The sequence below is a fragment of the Ruminococcus sp. RTP21484sp1_RTP21277st1_D2_RTP21277_210401 genome, from assembly GCF_040924225.1.
GTDB lineage: Bacteria > Bacillota > Clostridia > Lachnospirales > Lachnospiraceae > Blautia_A > Blautia_A faecis.
Genome location: NZ_JBCOMJ010000003.1, coordinates 137117 through 151570 on the forward strand (window position 1 = coordinate 137117; position 14454 = coordinate 151570).

Below are 14454 nucleotides of genomic sequence, written 5' to 3' on the forward strand. Positions count from 1 at the left end.
TCCTCCGATCAAATACGAATTTTATTATTCAACCTCAATCATTATTTGTTTTTTTCCTTCATTTTCATTTTCAAAAGAAAAACAATATTCATATGGTTCGCCGGTGTGTCTATCAAAAATAACTATTTCTGCATCCGGATCGTAATGCATTAAAGATTTAACCAACTGATCTACTGTCATAATTTTTATCTCCTTTACTAATTAGCGTGATCATAACTATAACCTTTTTGGACAACATATTTATTAAGAGCTTCAAACATATCCCTTTCAAGCTGTTCTGCCCAGTTGTCTAAAACCCAATTTACATTAATATCATGATCGACATAATCATCAGATCTCCAATCATCTTCATTATCTCCACATTTAATACATGAAAAATAATTGATAATCGGACGTTTATCTCCAGGATGCTCTCCAACCTGTTCGTATGTCATTAAATTTACCTCAATGTCTACATAACCGATTTCAAGAATAGCAATTCCTCTTTCCGGATCACCATTCTCATATAACCTCTTCATGTAGTTATTTCGAATATCTTCAATATCACTTTCAATTCCATTAAGCACAAACTTATAGTCTGGTCTCTTTTTCGCTTCCTCGAATGTCATGTTTTCATCTCCCTTACAAAATGCGGATTTTATAGTTCTTCAATTTCTTCATCTGATACTTCTTCTGCCTTTTCAAGCAGTGTTTGTAGAGTCCATCCAGTAAATGTCATAAGCATTTGATCAATAATTTCTCGATCATGTTCTGAAGTATATTTATTAAGTACATACTCCATTCCCTTAACAATTTCATCTCGGCCAGAATACTCTCTGTCAGATTCAAATTCGTCAATGATAGCAATTGCTAATTTGTCAAAATTAATATCCATTTTGTGTCTCCCTATAAATGTTGATTTTATAGTTCTGTTACATCACACCAACTGTCACTGCACTGTTCTGGACCATCTTCTTTGCCCTCTCTAATTCTTTCTCGAAGAATTTCCTCTGCTTCTTCCGGCGAGTTGGCTTCGACTTCATAATTCTCTTCATATGTTTCGTGATAAGTTACACTATACTTTTTCATTTTAATTTTCCTTTCTTACTCTTAAAATTTCTGACGCAATATATTCGGTTCCCACATAAGTGGCTGGTTCATCATTCTCATATGATTTATTTCTAGAAATTTCTTTTGCTTCTTCCGGATCATCTGCATCAACAACAGAGTAACGCTCGTAAACTTTTCTTTCGAGTACTATATATTGCATGTAAAATTCTCCCTTAAAATTTCCGTTTTATGCCATTCTGCGAATTTCAACTTTTACGTTGTGAATGTGATCTGTGTTATATCCACCACCTGCGACAAGTTTTAAATCCCTTTCAATATAATTGATAATCATGTCGTAATCTTTTGGTGAATACAATCGTTCATCAAACTCGTAAGTATCTTCAAACTCAAGCACTTTTCCTTTATGCCAACCACCGTCAACATAATTTACATCCGAATGATTCTCATCAATTTCATATGTAATTTTTCCATAATATTTCATTTCCCTTTACCTACCTTTTCGTTTCCAAATCTGATAATAAACAGCAAACGGATTACTGCTTCTTATACTACAAATGTAATCTGCATCTTTGTCTTCGCAAATTAATTTGTTTAATATTTCATGTGGATTATCATATGTTCCATACATACTAACTTCTAAATTATCTATTTCCTTTGTAAAACCAAAGTTTTCCAATTCTTTTTCTGAGAATATCCTATCTGATGGAATAGGTGAAATTACCCCAGTATCATAGTTAATTATTTTATCTTCAATATAACTATCTGGTTCCTCTCTTATACAATCTTCACAAAACAGTTCTCCATTACAATTCCAGTAATTATCAGATGATTTACCTGATGTTGTTGATAGATACTCAATAACACAATTACAATGGTTGCATTTTGCATATTGGTCTGAATATCCCCAATTATCATCTGTGAGAAAGTCGAACCAAACGCTATCGTCATTATACCGAACTTCATCCCAATTAGATTCTTCCTGGACATATTTAAGATATTCGGAATGCTGCAACCATTCATTGAATTTTTCAATTACATTACCGTAAGCTTCAATAATCCAGAAACGCTTTCCGTTTCGCTTGCCGTAATCTATATTTTGCCAATATTGAGTTTTTGCAAATTCTTCCAGAATTTTATTATTCTTCTTTACATCCATTTCGCTTCGCCTCCTCTTTCTGTTTCCCATGTTCTCTAATATGTTCTACCATCCAATCCGCAGAACCATTTCGCTTACAAGTCCTTGCAAATCGTTCATAGAACGGAAGATCTTTCCATCTTGGTTTATCTTTTTTCATCTCTTCTTGCTCCATCATCTTTTTTGTCATCAGTTTCGTAAGCACATTTTGAACCTGGCAATTTACAAGAACATGATTCATAAGTGCATGTACATTCATCACATTTCATTTACCTTACCTCCGTTTTTAATTCATCAGCGTATTATATGCTTCATCCAATGAGCAACTTAACCCAATCATTAACATCATACATTCGTGGGCAGTTTCTTTAATATATCGTGTTTTTTCTTCTGCGGTTAAATCTCTTTTTAATGCAGTTTCTGTTTCAAAAATCCATGAATAGAGACTATTATCTTTTACCATTAATGCCATTACTTTTTGCTCAATACTATTTAACTTCATTTTTCTTACCTCAGTTATTCTTCTTTAAAATGTTTTTCCATAAGGTCCGCAATCATCAAATATTCTTCTGCAACTTTACCTTTTCTTGTTCTTTTTACTTGTTCTCTAAATTCTGAAATTGTTCCGAAAAAGCATCCACATGAAACTCTGATTTCTTTATCTTTGCATCTAAAAAATGTTGTTGTACGGAATTGTGTGCCAAAACCGTGAATAGTAGTGTAATCTGCATTACCACGTACCCATGCATTACCACGTACCCATGCATTACCACGTACCCATGCATTACCACGTACCCATGCATTATCACGTACACATGCATCACCAGATACCTCTGCATCACCAGATACCATTGCATTATCACATACACATGCATTACCACGTACACATGCATTATCACGTACACATGCATTATCACATACATATGCATTGCCACGTACACATGCATTATCACATACATATGCATTGCCAGATACCTCTGCGTTGCCAGATACACATGCGTTGCCAGACTGACTTAGATTTTCTTCTTTTTCTACCCATCCTCCTTTTTCTCCAGCAGATATAGGTCCAAAAGAAATAAGTGCTTTAATTCTAAAAAGTTTTTTACCAAAAATATTAATTTTAGTTTCTGTTGTAAGTTCAAATTTCTTCATTTTATTTTCCTCCCTTAAAAGTTTCATTTTATCTGCTCTTTACAGATCCTCATCATCTTCTTCGATTCCTAAATCTACATTAGAAATTCCGAAATAATCTAATTCTTCATCTTCCATATCAAGCTCATCAATAAGAACTTCTCTCGCAAAATCTTGATCATGCTCTGCAATTCTACTTGCAAGTACCTCTGCAATTTCCTGCATTCTCATTTCGTTAATCAAAAATCCCACTCTCCTTTGCAAAACAAAATATCAATCGCTGTTTCTTTTGTAAGATCGTAATGTCCAAAGTTTAGTGACTGTGTGGTTTCGTTCCAGCAGGTCCACACTGCATATTTACCGGTAATCTTGTTTTGTGCTATTACTCTATATAAGTAATCTTCAGTTATTTTTTGTCTAACTAAGATTACCTCGTAATTTTTAAGTTCCCTTTCGAAGTAAGACCGAACATTTTTATAAACTTTTGGTGTTGCTCCTATTGTTGATGCCATAATATTTTTCTCCTTTGATTTTATTTTTAAATGATTTGAGGGCAGCAAGTTTTAATTTCACTTGCTACCCTCATTACTTCTAAATATTTGAAATTCTTGTATTAAAAAAGAGCCATCTGTTATGATGACTCTTTATACCCTGGAATTTTATACTACATAAAAATATGAATATTTAATCTCTGGTGCATATTTGTGATGTGTGGTACAATCAATTCCAATAATTCTTTCACTCTTCATTTTTGACTTCTCTTCATCAGTGAGAATATGTCCTACTGTTATTCTTGTTGATATACGACCATCTTTTAATTCAATATCTGCAAAATCAATAATATTTTTCATTACAGAATTAGGCAATAACCCTGTAAGTTCTGCCATATCTATTGCCATTCCTACTACCTCCTTTTTTAATTTGTTTTACTTCTTTTAATATCAAAACTACATTATATATTATGTATTGTCAAGAGAATATTTAATTTCCCTTATGCAAATTTACGAACAGGAACAACATGACTTCCTTCTACTGTTCTTGACTGCTGTAAATTAAGATCATTAACTACCAAATCTTCTACATAGAGACTTACAGCCATAGGAACACTTAACATTGGATATTTAGATACCGCATGAGATTTAATAATATTAGGAAGCTCAGGTCTAAATTTATGTCCTAAATAATCTTTTGTTTTATCTCTATCCGCTTCGTATAATTTCCAAATATCTTTTAATGCTCTAAGAATATAAGAAGCATATCCATTTCCCTTACGGTCAAATCCAGCTTCCTGACAAATATCAAAAATCCAAGTCATACAATTTTTTCCATAAATTCTACAAAACTCAAATACTTGAGAATATGATCCAAGAACACCACTTTCACGCATACCTTTTTCTTTTACGTAGCTAAATCCATATGTATCTTTTAAAGAATCCAAAAGCTTGACAGTTGGATCATTTAGAACTTCAAGACCTCCATGCCTCTGAATAGGTGTCATCTTTGAAACATCCCTATTCTGATATACGTACATCTCTGCTTCAAATTCCCTTCTTGTTTTAGGTTCCATTGGTGCATCAAGAGATACTAAAACCGGAAGTTCTATGTACTTCTGTGCATCGACCATCTGGCTTGCAATAGTTCTTCCATATCCATCCATAATTACCATCCATCCATCTTCATAGTGTGGAACACCCATTAATGGCTGGCATTTATAGTCTACCCAGTTATTTACAAGCTGTCTTAAATCTCTTTCCGTTCTGTTTGGTGTCTGATATGATGTATCAATAGCAAGTAACCGAACCGGAACGCTAATAATTACCTTACTAAGTCCGGCTGCTTTTGCTGCGGAAAGTACACCTTTAAGCTCTCCAATATCAGCTGACCTATCTTCTTTTGTTCTTTCTCTTTCAATAATAGGTTTTACGGATTTATTAATTTCTTCCATAACTCCCTGTGTTACTTTGCTTCCATTTTCAATAAAATCTTTCATATTTACTGTTGTCATAATATTATTCTCCCTTACCTATCAATATATTTTAAATTTACCTTATGGCATCCAATATTCAGTTTTTTAAAATTTTCCAATAAAAAAAGACTACCGAACACGCTCATATGGAACGTAATTGTAGCCTTTTAACTTTAGGTCATCTGCGACTTCTTTAATGAGCCGTTGCCAGACCATCTTATTAATGTGATTATTTACCTCAATATTATTACCGGTAATCTGTGAACGGTATTTATCGTGACCTCCTTTTGAGCATACATATAAATATCCGTTTGCCCTTAGATAAGACCGGAGTTTGCGCTCCTGTCTCTTATCCCATGATTTAGTTGTTTTCTTTCCCATTGTTATACCTCCTTAAATACTCCCGATTTCAACATATCGGTAAACCAACAATCAAAATCTTGATATTCTTCTTTATTAACCAGATCACGGTAAACCTCATGAAGCTGGTTGATTGTAAAACTTTTTCCTTCCAATGGTTCCTCGTAGGTAATATACTTTTTCAGTTCCATTTGCCTTATGCCTCCTCCTGGATTTTCTCACGCCATTTTTTAATTCGTACTGGATAATTGACGTTTTCTCTATATGTTTTTAACTGTATCTTTGCATCTTTCAAGTCTTCACAGTTACATTCAATGCCCCAGCCATATCCGCAGTTACTTTCTATGGCATAGCAATCAACTGTTTTTCTTTTATACATAAATTATACCTCCCTTTAGAACTGCCATCCCTGTACAATATTTGCACAGTGGCAACGATTGTTAGAATAGCCATTTGTATAATATACAGAATTGTCTGGATGAACCAAGTAGGAAAATTCGAATGCTTTAAAAAGAAGATCTCCCCTTTACACGTTCCTTGAAAGTAACGTTTACTGTCCATGTATACGGAACACCGTTTTCATCCTGCTTTGTAAGCATTAAAGAATATGGTTTCCCTTTGTAAAATCTTTTTACCATTTCTGTATCCTCCTACATTCTTCTTAACTGGTTTATCAAGTAAGCTGCGACTGGTCCTGTGATAATATACAACCATAAATATACAGTTTCCCTTACAATCACAGTTCCTAAAACCGGAACCAGTAATAACACAAAGATCATCATAGACAATTCAACTATAGAAAGAAGTTTCTGTTTCTTCTTCTCTCTGATGATTAACTCACGGTTTCTTTTACGGATTTCTAAACCGTGATCTTCTAAGTTTGCCTTGCGTACTCCAGATAAAGAATCTTTTAACAGATTAGCAAGCTCATCATTAAGCTCGCTATCTGTAAAGCACCGAACAATCTTGTCTGTTGTCGGTGTTTCGGTTGGTGTATCAATAACATCATAATCATAGTTTAAAGCTTCTGCTCCCATTTTAATTTACCTCTTTTTCCAAGAATCTATTTATTGCTGAGATTTCGCTTCGAGTTGTGAGCAATTTGATCTGCATGTTATTGCCAGATGAAACTACTCTGTGTTTCACTCTTCTGTTTGTCAAATAGTTGCATACTCTTCCTACTGATTTTTCAGTAGTATTGATTGTTGCTAATACCTCTACCATTTGCCTTATACCTCCATTACAGTTCCATTAAAAAGTTATCAATGATTCCCACTTCTGCGTCATTGCACAGAATTTCAAAATGTGTATAATGCCAGCCAACACCAGATGACTCAAATTCAATTCCCTCTTCTTTCAGTTTTGCCTTGAGTTTCTGAGCATCCAGCTCTTTAAGTTCGCAGTTATAATATTTGCGTTTCATCTGTAAGTTTCACCCATCCTTTCTCTTTCATTTCCTTCTCATTTCTTGCCGTATCACATGAGATATTTTTAATATCCCCAAACGGCGAAGGGTACTTATACGGATAGTTTTCTCTTGCAAACTCAAACATCATTATGCTTAGTGGAAAACCATCCTCGCAGCGATCAAAAATTACGACAGCTTTAGTTTTATCATATTTTCGCTCAACTAATGCACATGTTCTAACCATTTGCTTTACACCTCCTTGTGTTTCTCTTCCAAAATCGGAAACTTTTTATATTAAAAAATCCACCTACGAACCGTAGATGGAATGAAAAGCTTCCTTATTATATAGGTGTTTTTAATAATACCGTTTTGAATGTCTGCCTTCGATCATCAAACGGCAGATTTCGCTTTCCGTTGTGGCGTTGTTAAGACGTGCAAGGATACTAGTTGAGTAATGAAAATCCCTTGCAATACTAATTGCCTCTTTTTTATAGTTTTTAACTGATTCTGACATTGTAAACACCTCACTTTCTTACCGTCCAGCTATTTCCGTTTGGCTCTGTTACCGTCACGGAATCTGTAGCTTCCCTTACAGAGACGTAATAAGAGTTGACTATTTGTTTGACAGTTTCATAACTAATGTTGTTTGGATCGTCAGCCACACAGCCGTAATCTTTCAGCTGTAATGTGGTGTAGCCCAGGGAATCCGTATACACCAGAGCAATATCAGATACCGGAATGGAAATTTCTGGTTTCACTTGCTTCTTTTGCACATTTGAAACTTTAATAATTGAATCATCCTTTTTTCGCTTAGTTCCCTTAGTGTCAAATTTAACCTGGACGTTAGTTCCCTTGTGAAGATGGAGTTTTGGCTTTGTACGCCAGACATTACCGTCCTGTGTTGTAATAGATTTTGCACCGGTCACAATTCCAGTACTATACCGGACGTTTGCCTTTGCTGAAATTGTTGATGGTGTGGTAATTGTTAATGCTGCGAATGTTGCAGCTACGAGAAGTTTTTTCATTTTATGATCTCCCTTCTTAGAATGTAATTTTATTTTGTGGTTGTTTTTGGAGCTGACATAATAAACACAATCTCCCTTCTGAAAAATGAGAATTATTTTTGGGCATTAAAAAAGAGCCTATCTAATTGATAGACTCTCTTGTGTTATCTTTTCATCTTTCCATTACTTGTTTGTCAAATTCGTCTTTTGAAACAAATTCTATTCTAAGAACTTTATCCATTCCCTTGGCAATTTTCTTTAGCTGATTTAGTGATGGATTGTTACCCATTTCACAAATTTTAATCAGTTTCTTTTTAGACATTCCTGCTTTCTTGGCAAATTGCTTTAGAGATAAATCCTTTTCATTTCGTTCGTCAATAATTGCACTTGCAATATCTTTATCAGCAGCCAAGTCATACCATGAATCTCTAAATTTAGGATCTTGATACATTTCCCTTAAGAAATCGTCGAAAGAAGAACCTCTTGGGCTTATGTTTTCTCTGATTTGCCTTTTGTCCCACGCCTTTCTAAATTTAGGATCATTTTCCCTTTCTTCTTCAATTTGCTTTTTTACGTCTACTTCTACAAATGGCATTATATCAACCTTTCTTTACAAATTGTACTTCATAACCTAGTGCATCAACTATGTTTGCAAAAAATTTAACAGACGCGCTGTGTTCATTCTGTTCAAACCTGGAGACTTTTTGTTGAGAAGTTCCAATTAATTTTGCCAGTTCCTTTTGAGAAATGTTTTCCTCTTTTCTAAGTTCAACTACTTTGCTGATAAGAGTTTTATCCGTATCAGTTACATAATAAGTTGGCGCTGGCATTCCCTTGCGTTCTTTAAGAGGTACATTTCCCTTTTCAATTTCAATTGCCTCAAGTAACCCTTGCATTGTGTCATCAAAAAATTTACTCATGGTTATTCCTCCTTTAAGAATTTAATAATTGCTTTAAATGCTTTCTTTTCATCTGGTGTTAAATCTGCTTTTTCATCTTTACTGTATACATTGATAAAATATATACTCTCTTTTAATTCGACATCAACGTATACAACCCTTGCACCGCCTCGTTTGCCTTTTCCTTTGTTTTCCATTGGAATTCTGATTTTTCGCAGTCCACCAGTTCCTTGGATAGCATCTCCGGCTTTAGGATCATCTAATAACACTTTTTGAAGTTCTCTTAAATTTTCATCCGTAAAACCTAGCTCTTTCCATTTCTTTGTAAAAATTGGTACTTCAATAAAAGTTCTTGTCATTAGTATATTCTCCTTTTGCCTTTTCTTATATATAACAGTACATCATATTTGTTGTATTGTCAAGAGAAAACCTTGATTTCCCTTATGGAAATCAAAGCCCACAAGCGGAATCGAACCGCTATCTATCCGTACACACTAAGGGAGAGGCATCTACAGCTCAGGGGTTAAGCTGCGGATTTCTTTTTGACGCAGTTTGAGGGGTTTACTGCGTTGTGCGTGACTGTATGATGGTGTGTGTTGGATTGTACTTTGCCTTTGTACTATGTGGGCGTGAATTTTTGGACAACAATAAAAGGACCTACTAATAACGTAGATCCTTTTTTTGTTGCTGACTGTAATAATTAAAATTTTTTGCCATCTGGGAACTCAAAATAACAAACGTATTCTGCTCCCATGGCGTGAGCAATCTGCTCAAGTTCCTCTTTGGTAAATTTACCGCGTGATATTCTTGTACAGATTGTCTGCTGTGTCACATCAAAGGCTTTTTTACCCATTTCAGTCTTGGACATATTTGCATGGGCTAAAGCCCCTTCAATTTTTTCCTGCATATTCATAGTCAAACTACCTCCTGCACTTAATTATAAATTATGCAAAGAGTGTATGCAAGAACCTTTTTCACCTCCTCATAACGTTGATGCCAGTGCGCCTGTTTAATTACAGAATATTAGACACGTAATCTTTTACCATGTCTACAACTGCCGTGTCTGCATATTTCAACGGATTATCAGCAAACGCTTTCCAGTCCTGCTGAACACACATCCATTGATAAGTGGTTAAAGGAGTACCAAGAAGGTACTCCGTGGCTTTTCTACGAGTTACTACACCACTTACGCTGTCAGAAATCTTAACTATAGTTACCATATTAAGCCACCTCCTGTTTTTTCTCAGTATCAGCCTTGATTGATTTATCAATCTCAGCTAATGCATAGTCACAGAATGCACTCATCCACATCTTGTTAAACTGACGTTTTGAGTACAGACTGGTAAACTGGTTTTTCTCCAAAATCATCTTATTGCTGGAAGCTTTAATACCTACAAGGTCACACAATCTCTCAGCCATTTTATTGATAGCTGTGTCTGTACCTTTTGCACCGAAACGGCGAACAAACTCCTGGCAAGCCTGGAGATATTCCCCACGTTTACCCTCGTTAATCTTTTTGAGGTAACAGTCATACATACCCTGTGGAACTAATCCAAGAACACGGTTCAGCTCCTCGTTAATTGGTGTCACCTCAGCTTTATAAGCTTTAGTAAGATCCTCAATTTCAGAGGACAGAGACTTAGAAAGCTCCACATCACCTGTTGAAATAGCCACGTCCAGTTTATCCTGGAGAGGTTTTCTAGCAAGTGCAAAGTCGTTGGCTTTTTGTGCCAGTTCTAACCGAACCTGTTTAAAGGTTCTGAGGTCATCAATTACACCACTGTTCATAGAATCGAAGTTGATTTTTTTGTTTGTAGATTTAGACATAGTATTCTCCTCTGGTATTTTTACCAGTCGCTTTTTACTGGGAAGGCATAACCCATCATTCACTGGATATAATCCTAGTGCGTGTTATTCAATTGTGAAACAATAATCCTGTGATTGAACCATAGACCTATAGCCTGGATCATTAGAAAAGCCTGTACATTACACCCTGTACAGGCTTGACATTTAGTGACTAATGGTGTAAACTAAAAGCTACTTAAAGCTACCACAGAGAACACTTTTTACAGCGTCCTCGTAGCAACTTTTTAGTTCGTTCGTGTCGCAAGAACACAGAAATCGTCCCTGGAAGAACAATTCGTAGTGTTCTTTGCACCGAACTACATCAATAGTTACCATAGTTTCACCTCCTCTCTGAAAATAAGTTGGTGAAACAATTATGTATTATGTATTTATAAACCGCTTTTCCAGTTTCGAGCGAATCCAGAACGAATTACTGGTAGCGATGGACAGAATCAGCCTCTTACCGCATGACTTAGGTGTAATCCAACACCTGTAGCTTATTGTAACCGCTGGTCTTTTGGCGGTAGGTCTGCTACAACCCTTCACGCACTTTTACTGGTGGCGCTAATACTGGCGAGGAATCCACAAGCCAGAACCTTTTATGAGGAAAACAGAAAGACTTCACGCTATCGTAAGACAACTTGCAATTCGTAAGAATTGCTATTCAATCAATCATCATTCACTTTTCAAAGTACGGAATGCCGAATGCCTAAATCATCGGCTTTGGTTGATTGTTACCGCCGGATTAGTCCGGCAACTTTTTTGGGACACTCAACAGACATTTGTCTGTTGTTGGTGTTACTATATCACATACGTTTGTATGTGTCAATACCTTTTTAAAACTTTTTTTTGCAATCTCAATTTTGACCGCCCCACATGGGCTTTGAAGTCGTTGTTGCTATATCTCAATTGCTTGTGGCAAGTATAACACTTTGTACAAAGTATTTTCAAGTCGGAATATTGTACAAATTATAGATTGCTTTTTTATTCACTTTGTACAAAGTGTACAATTGCATACTTTTTTATTTTGCATTATATAGAAAGAACTTTTCAAAAATACAGAAGTAAAAACTATGGATAGTATTGATTTTACTAGCGTTGTGTGCTGTCATATGGTATAATTCTTGTAGAATTACTTCTATATAATGCAAAAAAATGAAAGTAGGTTGATATATAAATGTCAGACAATAGTGAAAATAAATTCAATAAAGTAAAATATGATAATGATTATATAAAAAATAACTATGACCAGGTACGCTTTACAGTCAAAAAAGGTAAAAAAGAAGAATTAAAAGAACATTGTAGCAAGTTTGGTTATAAAAGTCTGAATGATTTTATAAATAAAGCTGTAAACGAGAAAATAGCTAGGGATTTAGATAAAATATAAATACATTTTAGTGTATTATGGCTATTGTGCGTGTAATTGAATAATTGTTTGAAAACGTCCGTGTGGGAAATACATTTTGGATGCAGAGAGTTGAGCTGCATAGTCGGCATATTGCACAAAAGCGTTGATTTTAGTGGGTTTGTGTGATGTCGTGTGGCGAGAATTGCATGGTAAAAGTGTCTTTTTGTGGGTTGAAATTATGTGCTCTGAAAATACGTTGTGCAAAGTGCATAATAGTGTGTGAGTCTGGTATAAGTGAAAGTTATAGCTGGATTGTTTGGTATAGATTATAGTTATGGCAAGGTGTGCTATAGGTGAAAGCTATAGATAAATCGTTTATTATAGATAAAATCTATAAATGCGATAGTGTTGCAAATGCAACACTTTTTTCCACGCCGTCTGGTGAAAAATTATCATTTATGAATAGCCCTCAAACCCTTGAAAATACTGGATTTCTACGACTTTTTACCCTATTTTTTTGAAAAGTTCCTACTATTACCAGTTTAAAGCCCTTGCCAAACATCCCTTGTATAGTAATTTCTATATTTTCTATTCAGAAAGTATATTTCCATGTCCACTAATATCTATTAGAAGTCATGGAAAATAAGGGATGGGGGGTACTTTCCATCCTGGAGCAGATCCAGGATCGGCTCAGCAGCATAAGCAGGTCAATCTCTAAACTGACTGGAAAATGCATCTATCCCAATAAATCCCTACCAACTCACACTCTCCATCACTCTCTCATCGTATCGACCACCGTATCGTAAAATCCCAATAAATCTCTACCACTTCTCACATCACCATCTCAAAAATCACATCAAAAATCACTCCAAAATCACACACCCATCTATCCCAACCCAAATAAATTCAAGCCATCAATCGATACCGTTCAGCTACCCAAATTTCCCACAATACCCAATACATCACTCACCACACCAAAATCTCAATGTTTTCCTAGCATAACTAGCAATTTTTCACTATTACCAAAACACTCATTCGATAAAATCCAAATAAATCCCTACTCAAATCCCATTTTACTCATCACACCAATCGCATTCTTTCCTGTATAAATACTGTTGTCTCTCGGTATCAAAAAAACACAACTTAATTCACACAATTTAACTAAAAAATTTAAAAGCAGCCATCCAATCCGGATATGCTGCTTTATTTTTTAACTCAACACTCACTCAAATCCCAATATTTCAAACGCATCTATAATCTACACCTACCTTACATCAAAATTCCACCCTAAAAATCGACCAAACACCTCTACCCTATCAATTTACCATCAATCACCATTTCATCGAAATTTACCATCAAAAACTCATCTACTCTCCCATTATGGGGTATATTTTAATCTCAGCTACACTCACTACCCAGATTACCATCCAGGTCTAATATAATAACTCAAATCTAACTCAAATCTAACTCAAAATTACATTAAACTAATACACTTCTCATTTTGCATCGAATTTAATTAATAAGAATAAAATAAAATTCCATTTAGAAGTCTATATTGAATCCACTAATCACATCTCAAGAAAGGAATATAAAAAATGAATGAAAAATATAATTTTGAAGTTTTAGTTAAACTATTATCTGAGCTTTGGTACAAAGGGGATTCATCATTAGATGATGAACTTGATAAATTTGAAGAGGCAATTTCAAAATCTGGTTATGGTGAATCAGCATTTGGAGTAGCAAGGGCAAACTATGATAGAATCGAAGTAATCCCAGATTCAAAAGTAAAATTTTATGCAGAATACTACGATGGTTGTCAAGCACCATTCACCGTATGTATTTGGAACAAACCTATTAAAGAATTAGAAGAATTACTAAAGGAAGCATCGCCAACATTATACAAAGAATATATTATGAGGTTAACAGGATCATGGCACAAATAAAGTCTTTATCAGATTTACAATCACTATTTAAGAAACAGGTTTCTAATAAGCACATCTCAACATGTCCTTACGGTGGACCGCAACCTTACTTAAAACCTAATATGACAGAGTTAGCAGAACAGGCATATAAACGTAAGGAAGAATATTTCTATTGTGAACCAGTTGATCCAGATAATCCAAATGGACCACAAAAACCATCTGAACCTAAATACGAATATGATTTAGAAAGACCACTAACTGAAGAAGAATACAATAGTATTTTTTCAAAATGTAAAGAGAAGTAATTTAAAAGAAATATTTGGAACTAAATAAATGCACAACTGAAATAACATATTTTCAGAATAACTAAAAATAAAAACAAGAAG

General features: G+C 34.9%; 33 protein-coding genes. 3 read left to right on the forward strand and 30 right to left on the reverse strand.

The window, feature by feature from the left end; genetic code table 11:
- Positions 1–24: 24 nt before the first annotated feature.
- The 30 genes from AB5706_RS03380 to AB5706_RS03525 form a co-directional block, all read right to left on the reverse strand.
- Positions 25–180, reverse strand: a complete 156-nt coding sequence (locus AB5706_RS03380) for a hypothetical protein (RefSeq protein ID WP_368365853.1) — start codon at positions 178–180, stop codon at positions 25–27.
- 17 nt (positions 181–197) lie between these two features.
- Positions 198–608 carry a hypothetical protein gene (locus AB5706_RS03385; RefSeq protein WP_368365854.1) on the reverse strand — a complete coding sequence of 137 codons (411 nt, stop codon included), beginning with the start codon at positions 606–608 and terminating at the stop codon, positions 198–200.
- Positions 609–637: 29 nt separating this feature from the next.
- On the reverse strand, positions 638–874 hold the full coding sequence (locus tag AB5706_RS03390; protein ID WP_118584116.1) for a hypothetical protein: 237 nt from the start codon (positions 872–874) through the stop codon (positions 638–640).
- A 26-nt stretch (positions 875–900) separates the two neighbouring features.
- Positions 901–1068: a hypothetical protein gene (locus AB5706_RS03395; RefSeq protein WP_202187797.1), complete on the reverse strand. Its 168-nt coding sequence runs from the start codon at positions 1066–1068 to the stop codon at positions 901–903.
- A gap of 1 nt (position 1069) precedes the next feature.
- Positions 1070–1249: a hypothetical protein gene (locus AB5706_RS03400; protein WP_118584115.1), complete on the reverse strand. Its 180-nt coding sequence runs from the start codon at positions 1247–1249 to the stop codon at positions 1070–1072.
- A gap of 27 nt (positions 1250–1276) precedes the next feature.
- On the reverse strand, positions 1277–1531 hold the full coding sequence (locus AB5706_RS03405; protein WP_195590075.1) for a hypothetical protein: 255 nt from the start codon (positions 1529–1531) through the stop codon (positions 1277–1279).
- Positions 1532–1537: 6 nt separating this feature from the next.
- The gene (locus AB5706_RS03410) at positions 1538–2206 is read right to left on the reverse strand and encodes a hypothetical protein (RefSeq protein ID WP_195590073.1); all 669 of its coding nucleotides are present in this window, start codon (positions 2204–2206) and stop codon (positions 1538–1540) included.
- On the reverse strand, positions 2187–2447 hold the full coding sequence (locus tag AB5706_RS03415) for a hypothetical protein (RefSeq protein WP_195590070.1): 261 nt from the start codon (positions 2445–2447) through the stop codon (positions 2187–2189). The genes AB5706_RS03410 and AB5706_RS03415 overlap by 20 nt, the downstream gene beginning before the upstream one ends.
- Before the next feature lie 24 nt (positions 2448–2471).
- Positions 2472–2687 carry a hypothetical protein gene (locus AB5706_RS03420; protein WP_195590068.1) on the reverse strand — a complete coding sequence of 72 codons (216 nt, stop codon included), beginning with the start codon at positions 2685–2687 and terminating at the stop codon, positions 2472–2474.
- 14 nt (positions 2688–2701) lie between these two features.
- Positions 2702–3337 (reverse strand): hypothetical protein, encoded by a 636-nt coding sequence (locus AB5706_RS03425; protein WP_368365855.1) that lies wholly within the window; start codon positions 3335–3337, stop codon positions 2702–2704.
- 39 nt (positions 3338–3376) lie between these two features.
- The gene (locus AB5706_RS03430; protein ID WP_195590064.1) at positions 3377–3559 is read right to left on the reverse strand and encodes a hypothetical protein; all 183 of its coding nucleotides are present in this window, start codon (positions 3557–3559) and stop codon (positions 3377–3379) included.
- Positions 3556–3828, reverse strand: a complete 273-nt coding sequence (locus AB5706_RS03435; protein WP_195590062.1) for a hypothetical protein — start codon at positions 3826–3828, stop codon at positions 3556–3558. The genes AB5706_RS03430 and AB5706_RS03435 overlap by 4 nt, the downstream gene beginning before the upstream one ends.
- A gap of 147 nt (positions 3829–3975) precedes the next feature.
- The gene (locus AB5706_RS03440) at positions 3976–4215 is read right to left on the reverse strand and encodes a hypothetical protein (RefSeq protein WP_195590060.1); all 240 of its coding nucleotides are present in this window, start codon (positions 4213–4215) and stop codon (positions 3976–3978) included.
- 92 nt (positions 4216–4307) lie between these two features.
- On the reverse strand, positions 4308–5321 hold the full coding sequence (locus AB5706_RS03445) for a hypothetical protein (RefSeq protein WP_195590058.1): 1014 nt from the start codon (positions 5319–5321) through the stop codon (positions 4308–4310).
- 90 nt (positions 5322–5411) lie between these two features.
- Complete coding sequence (locus tag AB5706_RS03450) at positions 5412–5663, reverse strand: hypothetical protein (RefSeq protein ID WP_195590057.1); 252 nt, start codon at positions 5661–5663, stop codon at positions 5412–5414.
- A 2-nt stretch (positions 5664–5665) separates the two neighbouring features.
- A complete protein-coding gene (locus tag AB5706_RS03455; RefSeq protein ID WP_195590056.1) occupies positions 5666–5833 on the reverse strand; it encodes a hypothetical protein in 168 nt (55 codons plus the stop codon).
- Positions 5834–5838: 5 nt separating this feature from the next.
- Positions 5839–6021, reverse strand: coding sequence for a hypothetical protein (locus tag AB5706_RS03460; protein ID WP_195590055.1), 183 nt, complete (start codon positions 6019–6021; stop codon positions 5839–5841).
- Between the two features lie 127 nt (positions 6022–6148).
- Positions 6149–6280 carry a hypothetical protein gene (locus tag AB5706_RS03465; RefSeq protein ID WP_272092308.1) on the reverse strand — a complete coding sequence of 44 codons (132 nt, stop codon included), beginning with the start codon at positions 6278–6280 and terminating at the stop codon, positions 6149–6151.
- 12 nt (positions 6281–6292) lie between these two features.
- Positions 6293–6679 (reverse strand): hypothetical protein, encoded by a 387-nt coding sequence (locus AB5706_RS03470; protein WP_368365856.1) that lies wholly within the window; start codon positions 6677–6679, stop codon positions 6293–6295.
- A 1-nt stretch (position 6680) separates the two neighbouring features.
- Complete coding sequence (locus AB5706_RS03475) at positions 6681–6866, reverse strand: hypothetical protein (RefSeq protein ID WP_313718239.1); 186 nt, start codon at positions 6864–6866, stop codon at positions 6681–6683.
- A gap of 16 nt (positions 6867–6882) precedes the next feature.
- On the reverse strand, positions 6883–7065 hold the full coding sequence (locus AB5706_RS03480; protein WP_173769228.1) for a hypothetical protein: 183 nt from the start codon (positions 7063–7065) through the stop codon (positions 6883–6885).
- Positions 7046–7294: a hypothetical protein gene (locus AB5706_RS03485; protein ID WP_173769230.1), complete on the reverse strand. Its 249-nt coding sequence runs from the start codon at positions 7292–7294 to the stop codon at positions 7046–7048. The genes AB5706_RS03480 and AB5706_RS03485 overlap by 20 nt, the downstream gene beginning before the upstream one ends.
- A 111-nt stretch (positions 7295–7405) precedes the next feature.
- Positions 7406–7564: a hypothetical protein gene (locus AB5706_RS03490; RefSeq protein ID WP_173769231.1), complete on the reverse strand. Its 159-nt coding sequence runs from the start codon at positions 7562–7564 to the stop codon at positions 7406–7408.
- Positions 7565–7574: 10 nt separating this feature from the next.
- Positions 7575–8075 (reverse strand): hypothetical protein, encoded by a 501-nt coding sequence (locus AB5706_RS03495; RefSeq protein WP_368365857.1) that lies wholly within the window; start codon positions 8073–8075, stop codon positions 7575–7577.
- Between the two features lie 151 nt (positions 8076–8226).
- Entirely contained in the window at positions 8227–8649 is a 423-nt protein-coding gene (locus AB5706_RS03500) for a helix-turn-helix domain-containing protein (RefSeq protein ID WP_368365858.1), read from the reverse strand.
- Between the two features lie 4 nt (positions 8650–8653).
- Complete coding sequence (locus AB5706_RS03505; RefSeq protein WP_313718235.1) at positions 8654–8974, reverse strand: helix-turn-helix domain-containing protein; 321 nt, start codon at positions 8972–8974, stop codon at positions 8654–8656.
- A gap of 2 nt (positions 8975–8976) precedes the next feature.
- Positions 8977–9312, reverse strand: coding sequence for a type II toxin-antitoxin system RelE/ParE family toxin (locus AB5706_RS03510; RefSeq protein WP_313718234.1), 336 nt, complete (start codon positions 9310–9312; stop codon positions 8977–8979).
- Positions 9313–9653: 341 nt separating this feature from the next.
- Positions 9654–9866, reverse strand: a complete 213-nt coding sequence (locus AB5706_RS03515; RefSeq protein ID WP_243110522.1) for an XRE family transcriptional regulator — start codon at positions 9864–9866, stop codon at positions 9654–9656.
- A gap of 100 nt (positions 9867–9966) precedes the next feature.
- Entirely contained in the window at positions 9967–10173 is a 207-nt protein-coding gene (locus AB5706_RS03520) for a hypothetical protein (protein WP_368365859.1), read from the reverse strand.
- Position 10174: 1 nt separating this feature from the next.
- Positions 10175–10780: a hypothetical protein gene (locus AB5706_RS03525; protein ID WP_368365860.1), complete on the reverse strand. Its 606-nt coding sequence runs from the start codon at positions 10778–10780 to the stop codon at positions 10175–10177.
- A gap of 1195 nt (positions 10781–11975) precedes the next feature.
- Between AB5706_RS03525 and AB5706_RS03530 the strand changes: the two genes are divergently transcribed.
- The 3 genes from AB5706_RS03530 (at position 11976) to AB5706_RS03540 (ending at position 14373) form a co-directional block, all read left to right on the forward strand.
- Positions 11976–12185 (forward strand): hypothetical protein, encoded by a 210-nt coding sequence (locus AB5706_RS03530; RefSeq protein ID WP_368365861.1) that lies wholly within the window; start codon positions 11976–11978, stop codon positions 12183–12185.
- A 1556-nt stretch (positions 12186–13741) separates the two neighbouring features.
- Positions 13742–14089: a hypothetical protein gene (locus AB5706_RS03535; RefSeq protein WP_195590040.1), complete on the forward strand. Its 348-nt coding sequence runs from the start codon at positions 13742–13744 to the stop codon at positions 14087–14089.
- The gene (locus AB5706_RS03540; protein WP_195590039.1) at positions 14077–14373 is read left to right on the forward strand and encodes a hypothetical protein; all 297 of its coding nucleotides are present in this window, start codon (positions 14077–14079) and stop codon (positions 14371–14373) included. Before AB5706_RS03535 ends, AB5706_RS03540 begins: the two co-directional genes overlap by 13 nt.
- Positions 14374–14454: the final 81 nt, after the last annotated feature.

What these genes read in the sequence shown, in the direction of transcription:
- AB5706_RS03540 (WP_195590039.1), top strand. Translation starts at nt 14,077, where the DNA reads ATGGCACAAATAAAGTCTTTATCAGATTTACAATCACTATTTAAGAAA.
- AB5706_RS03530 (WP_368365861.1), top strand. Translation starts at nt 11,976, where the DNA reads ATGTCAGACAATAGTGAAAATAAATTCAATAAAGTAAAATATGATAAT.
- AB5706_RS03485 (WP_173769230.1), bottom strand. Translation starts at nt 7,294, where the DNA reads ATGGTTAGAACATGTGCATTAGTTGAGCGAAAATATGATAAAACTAAA.
- AB5706_RS03465 (WP_272092308.1), bottom strand. Translation starts at nt 6,280, where the DNA reads ATGGTAAAAAGATTTTACAAAGGGAAACCATATTCTTTAATGCTTACA.
- AB5706_RS03445 (WP_195590058.1), bottom strand. Translation starts at nt 5,321, where the DNA reads ATGACAACAGTAAATATGAAAGATTTTATTGAAAATGGAAGCAAAGTA.
- AB5706_RS03460 (WP_195590055.1), bottom strand. Translation starts at nt 6,021, where the DNA reads ATGTATAAAAGAAAAACAGTTGATTGCTATGCCATAGAAAGTAACTGC.
- AB5706_RS03480 (WP_173769228.1), bottom strand. Translation starts at nt 7,065, where the DNA reads ATGAAACGCAAATATTATAACTGCGAACTTAAAGAGCTGGATGCTCAG.
- AB5706_RS03410 (WP_195590073.1), bottom strand. Translation starts at nt 2,206, where the DNA reads ATGGATGTAAAGAAGAATAATAAAATTCTGGAAGAATTTGCAAAAACT.
- AB5706_RS03420 (WP_195590068.1), bottom strand. Translation starts at nt 2,687, where the DNA reads ATGAAGTTAAATAGTATTGAGCAAAAAGTAATGGCATTAATGGTAAAA.
- AB5706_RS03495 (WP_368365857.1), bottom strand. Translation starts at nt 8,075, where the DNA reads ATGAAAAAACTTCTCGTAGCTGCAACATTCGCAGCATTAACAATTACC.
- AB5706_RS03470 (WP_368365856.1), bottom strand. Translation starts at nt 6,679, where the DNA reads ATGGGAGCAGAAGCTTTAAACTATGATTATGATGTTATTGATACACCA.
- AB5706_RS03520 (WP_368365859.1), bottom strand. Translation starts at nt 10,173, where the DNA reads ATGGTAACTATAGTTAAGATTTCTGACAGCGTAAGTGGTGTAGTAACT.
- AB5706_RS03425 (WP_368365855.1), bottom strand. Translation starts at nt 3,337, where the DNA reads ATGAAGAAATTTGAACTTACAACAGAAACTAAAATTAATATTTTTGGT.
- AB5706_RS03435 (WP_195590062.1), bottom strand. Translation starts at nt 3,828, where the DNA reads ATGGCATCAACAATAGGAGCAACACCAAAAGTTTATAAAAATGTTCGG.
- AB5706_RS03405 (WP_195590075.1), bottom strand. Translation starts at nt 1,531, where the DNA reads ATGAAATATTATGGAAAAATTACATATGAAATTGATGAGAATCATTCG.
- AB5706_RS03500 (WP_368365858.1), bottom strand. Translation starts at nt 8,649, where the DNA reads ATGCCATTTGTAGAAGTAGACGTAAAAAAGCAAATTGAAGAAGAAAGG.
- AB5706_RS03535 (WP_195590040.1), top strand. Translation starts at nt 13,742, where the DNA reads ATGAATGAAAAATATAATTTTGAAGTTTTAGTTAAACTATTATCTGAG.
- AB5706_RS03385 (WP_368365854.1), bottom strand. Translation starts at nt 608, where the DNA reads ATGACATTCGAGGAAGCGAAAAAGAGACCAGACTATAAGTTTGTGCTT.
- AB5706_RS03505 (WP_313718235.1), bottom strand. Translation starts at nt 8,974, where the DNA reads ATGAGTAAATTTTTTGATGACACAATGCAAGGGTTACTTGAGGCAATT.
- AB5706_RS03380 (WP_368365853.1), bottom strand. Translation starts at nt 180, where the DNA reads ATGACAGTAGATCAGTTGGTTAAATCTTTAATGCATTACGATCCGGAT.
- AB5706_RS03515 (WP_243110522.1), bottom strand. Translation starts at nt 9,866, where the DNA reads ATGAATATGCAGGAAAAAATTGAAGGGGCTTTAGCCCATGCAAATATG.
- AB5706_RS03475 (WP_313718239.1), bottom strand. Translation starts at nt 6,866, where the DNA reads ATGGTAGAGGTATTAGCAACAATCAATACTACTGAAAAATCAGTAGGA.
- AB5706_RS03390 (WP_118584116.1), bottom strand. Translation starts at nt 874, where the DNA reads ATGGATATTAATTTTGACAAATTAGCAATTGCTATCATTGACGAATTT.
- AB5706_RS03510 (WP_313718234.1), bottom strand. Translation starts at nt 9,312, where the DNA reads ATGACAAGAACTTTTATTGAAGTACCAATTTTTACAAAGAAATGGAAA.
- AB5706_RS03525 (WP_368365860.1), bottom strand. Translation starts at nt 10,780, where the DNA reads ATGTCTAAATCTACAAACAAAAAAATCAACTTCGATTCTATGAACAGT.
- AB5706_RS03395 (WP_202187797.1), bottom strand. Translation starts at nt 1,068, where the DNA reads ATGAAAAAGTATAGTGTAACTTATCACGAAACATATGAAGAGAATTAT.
- AB5706_RS03440 (WP_195590060.1), bottom strand. Translation starts at nt 4,215, where the DNA reads ATGGCAATAGATATGGCAGAACTTACAGGGTTATTGCCTAATTCTGTA.
- AB5706_RS03455 (WP_195590056.1), bottom strand. Translation starts at nt 5,833, where the DNA reads ATGGAACTGAAAAAGTATATTACCTACGAGGAACCATTGGAAGGAAAA.
- AB5706_RS03490 (WP_173769231.1), bottom strand. Translation starts at nt 7,564, where the DNA reads ATGTCAGAATCAGTTAAAAACTATAAAAAAGAGGCAATTAGTATTGCA.
- AB5706_RS03450 (WP_195590057.1), bottom strand. Translation starts at nt 5,663, where the DNA reads ATGGGAAAGAAAACAACTAAATCATGGGATAAGAGACAGGAGCGCAAA.
- AB5706_RS03400 (WP_118584115.1), bottom strand. Translation starts at nt 1,249, where the DNA reads ATGCAATATATAGTACTCGAAAGAAAAGTTTACGAGCGTTACTCTGTT.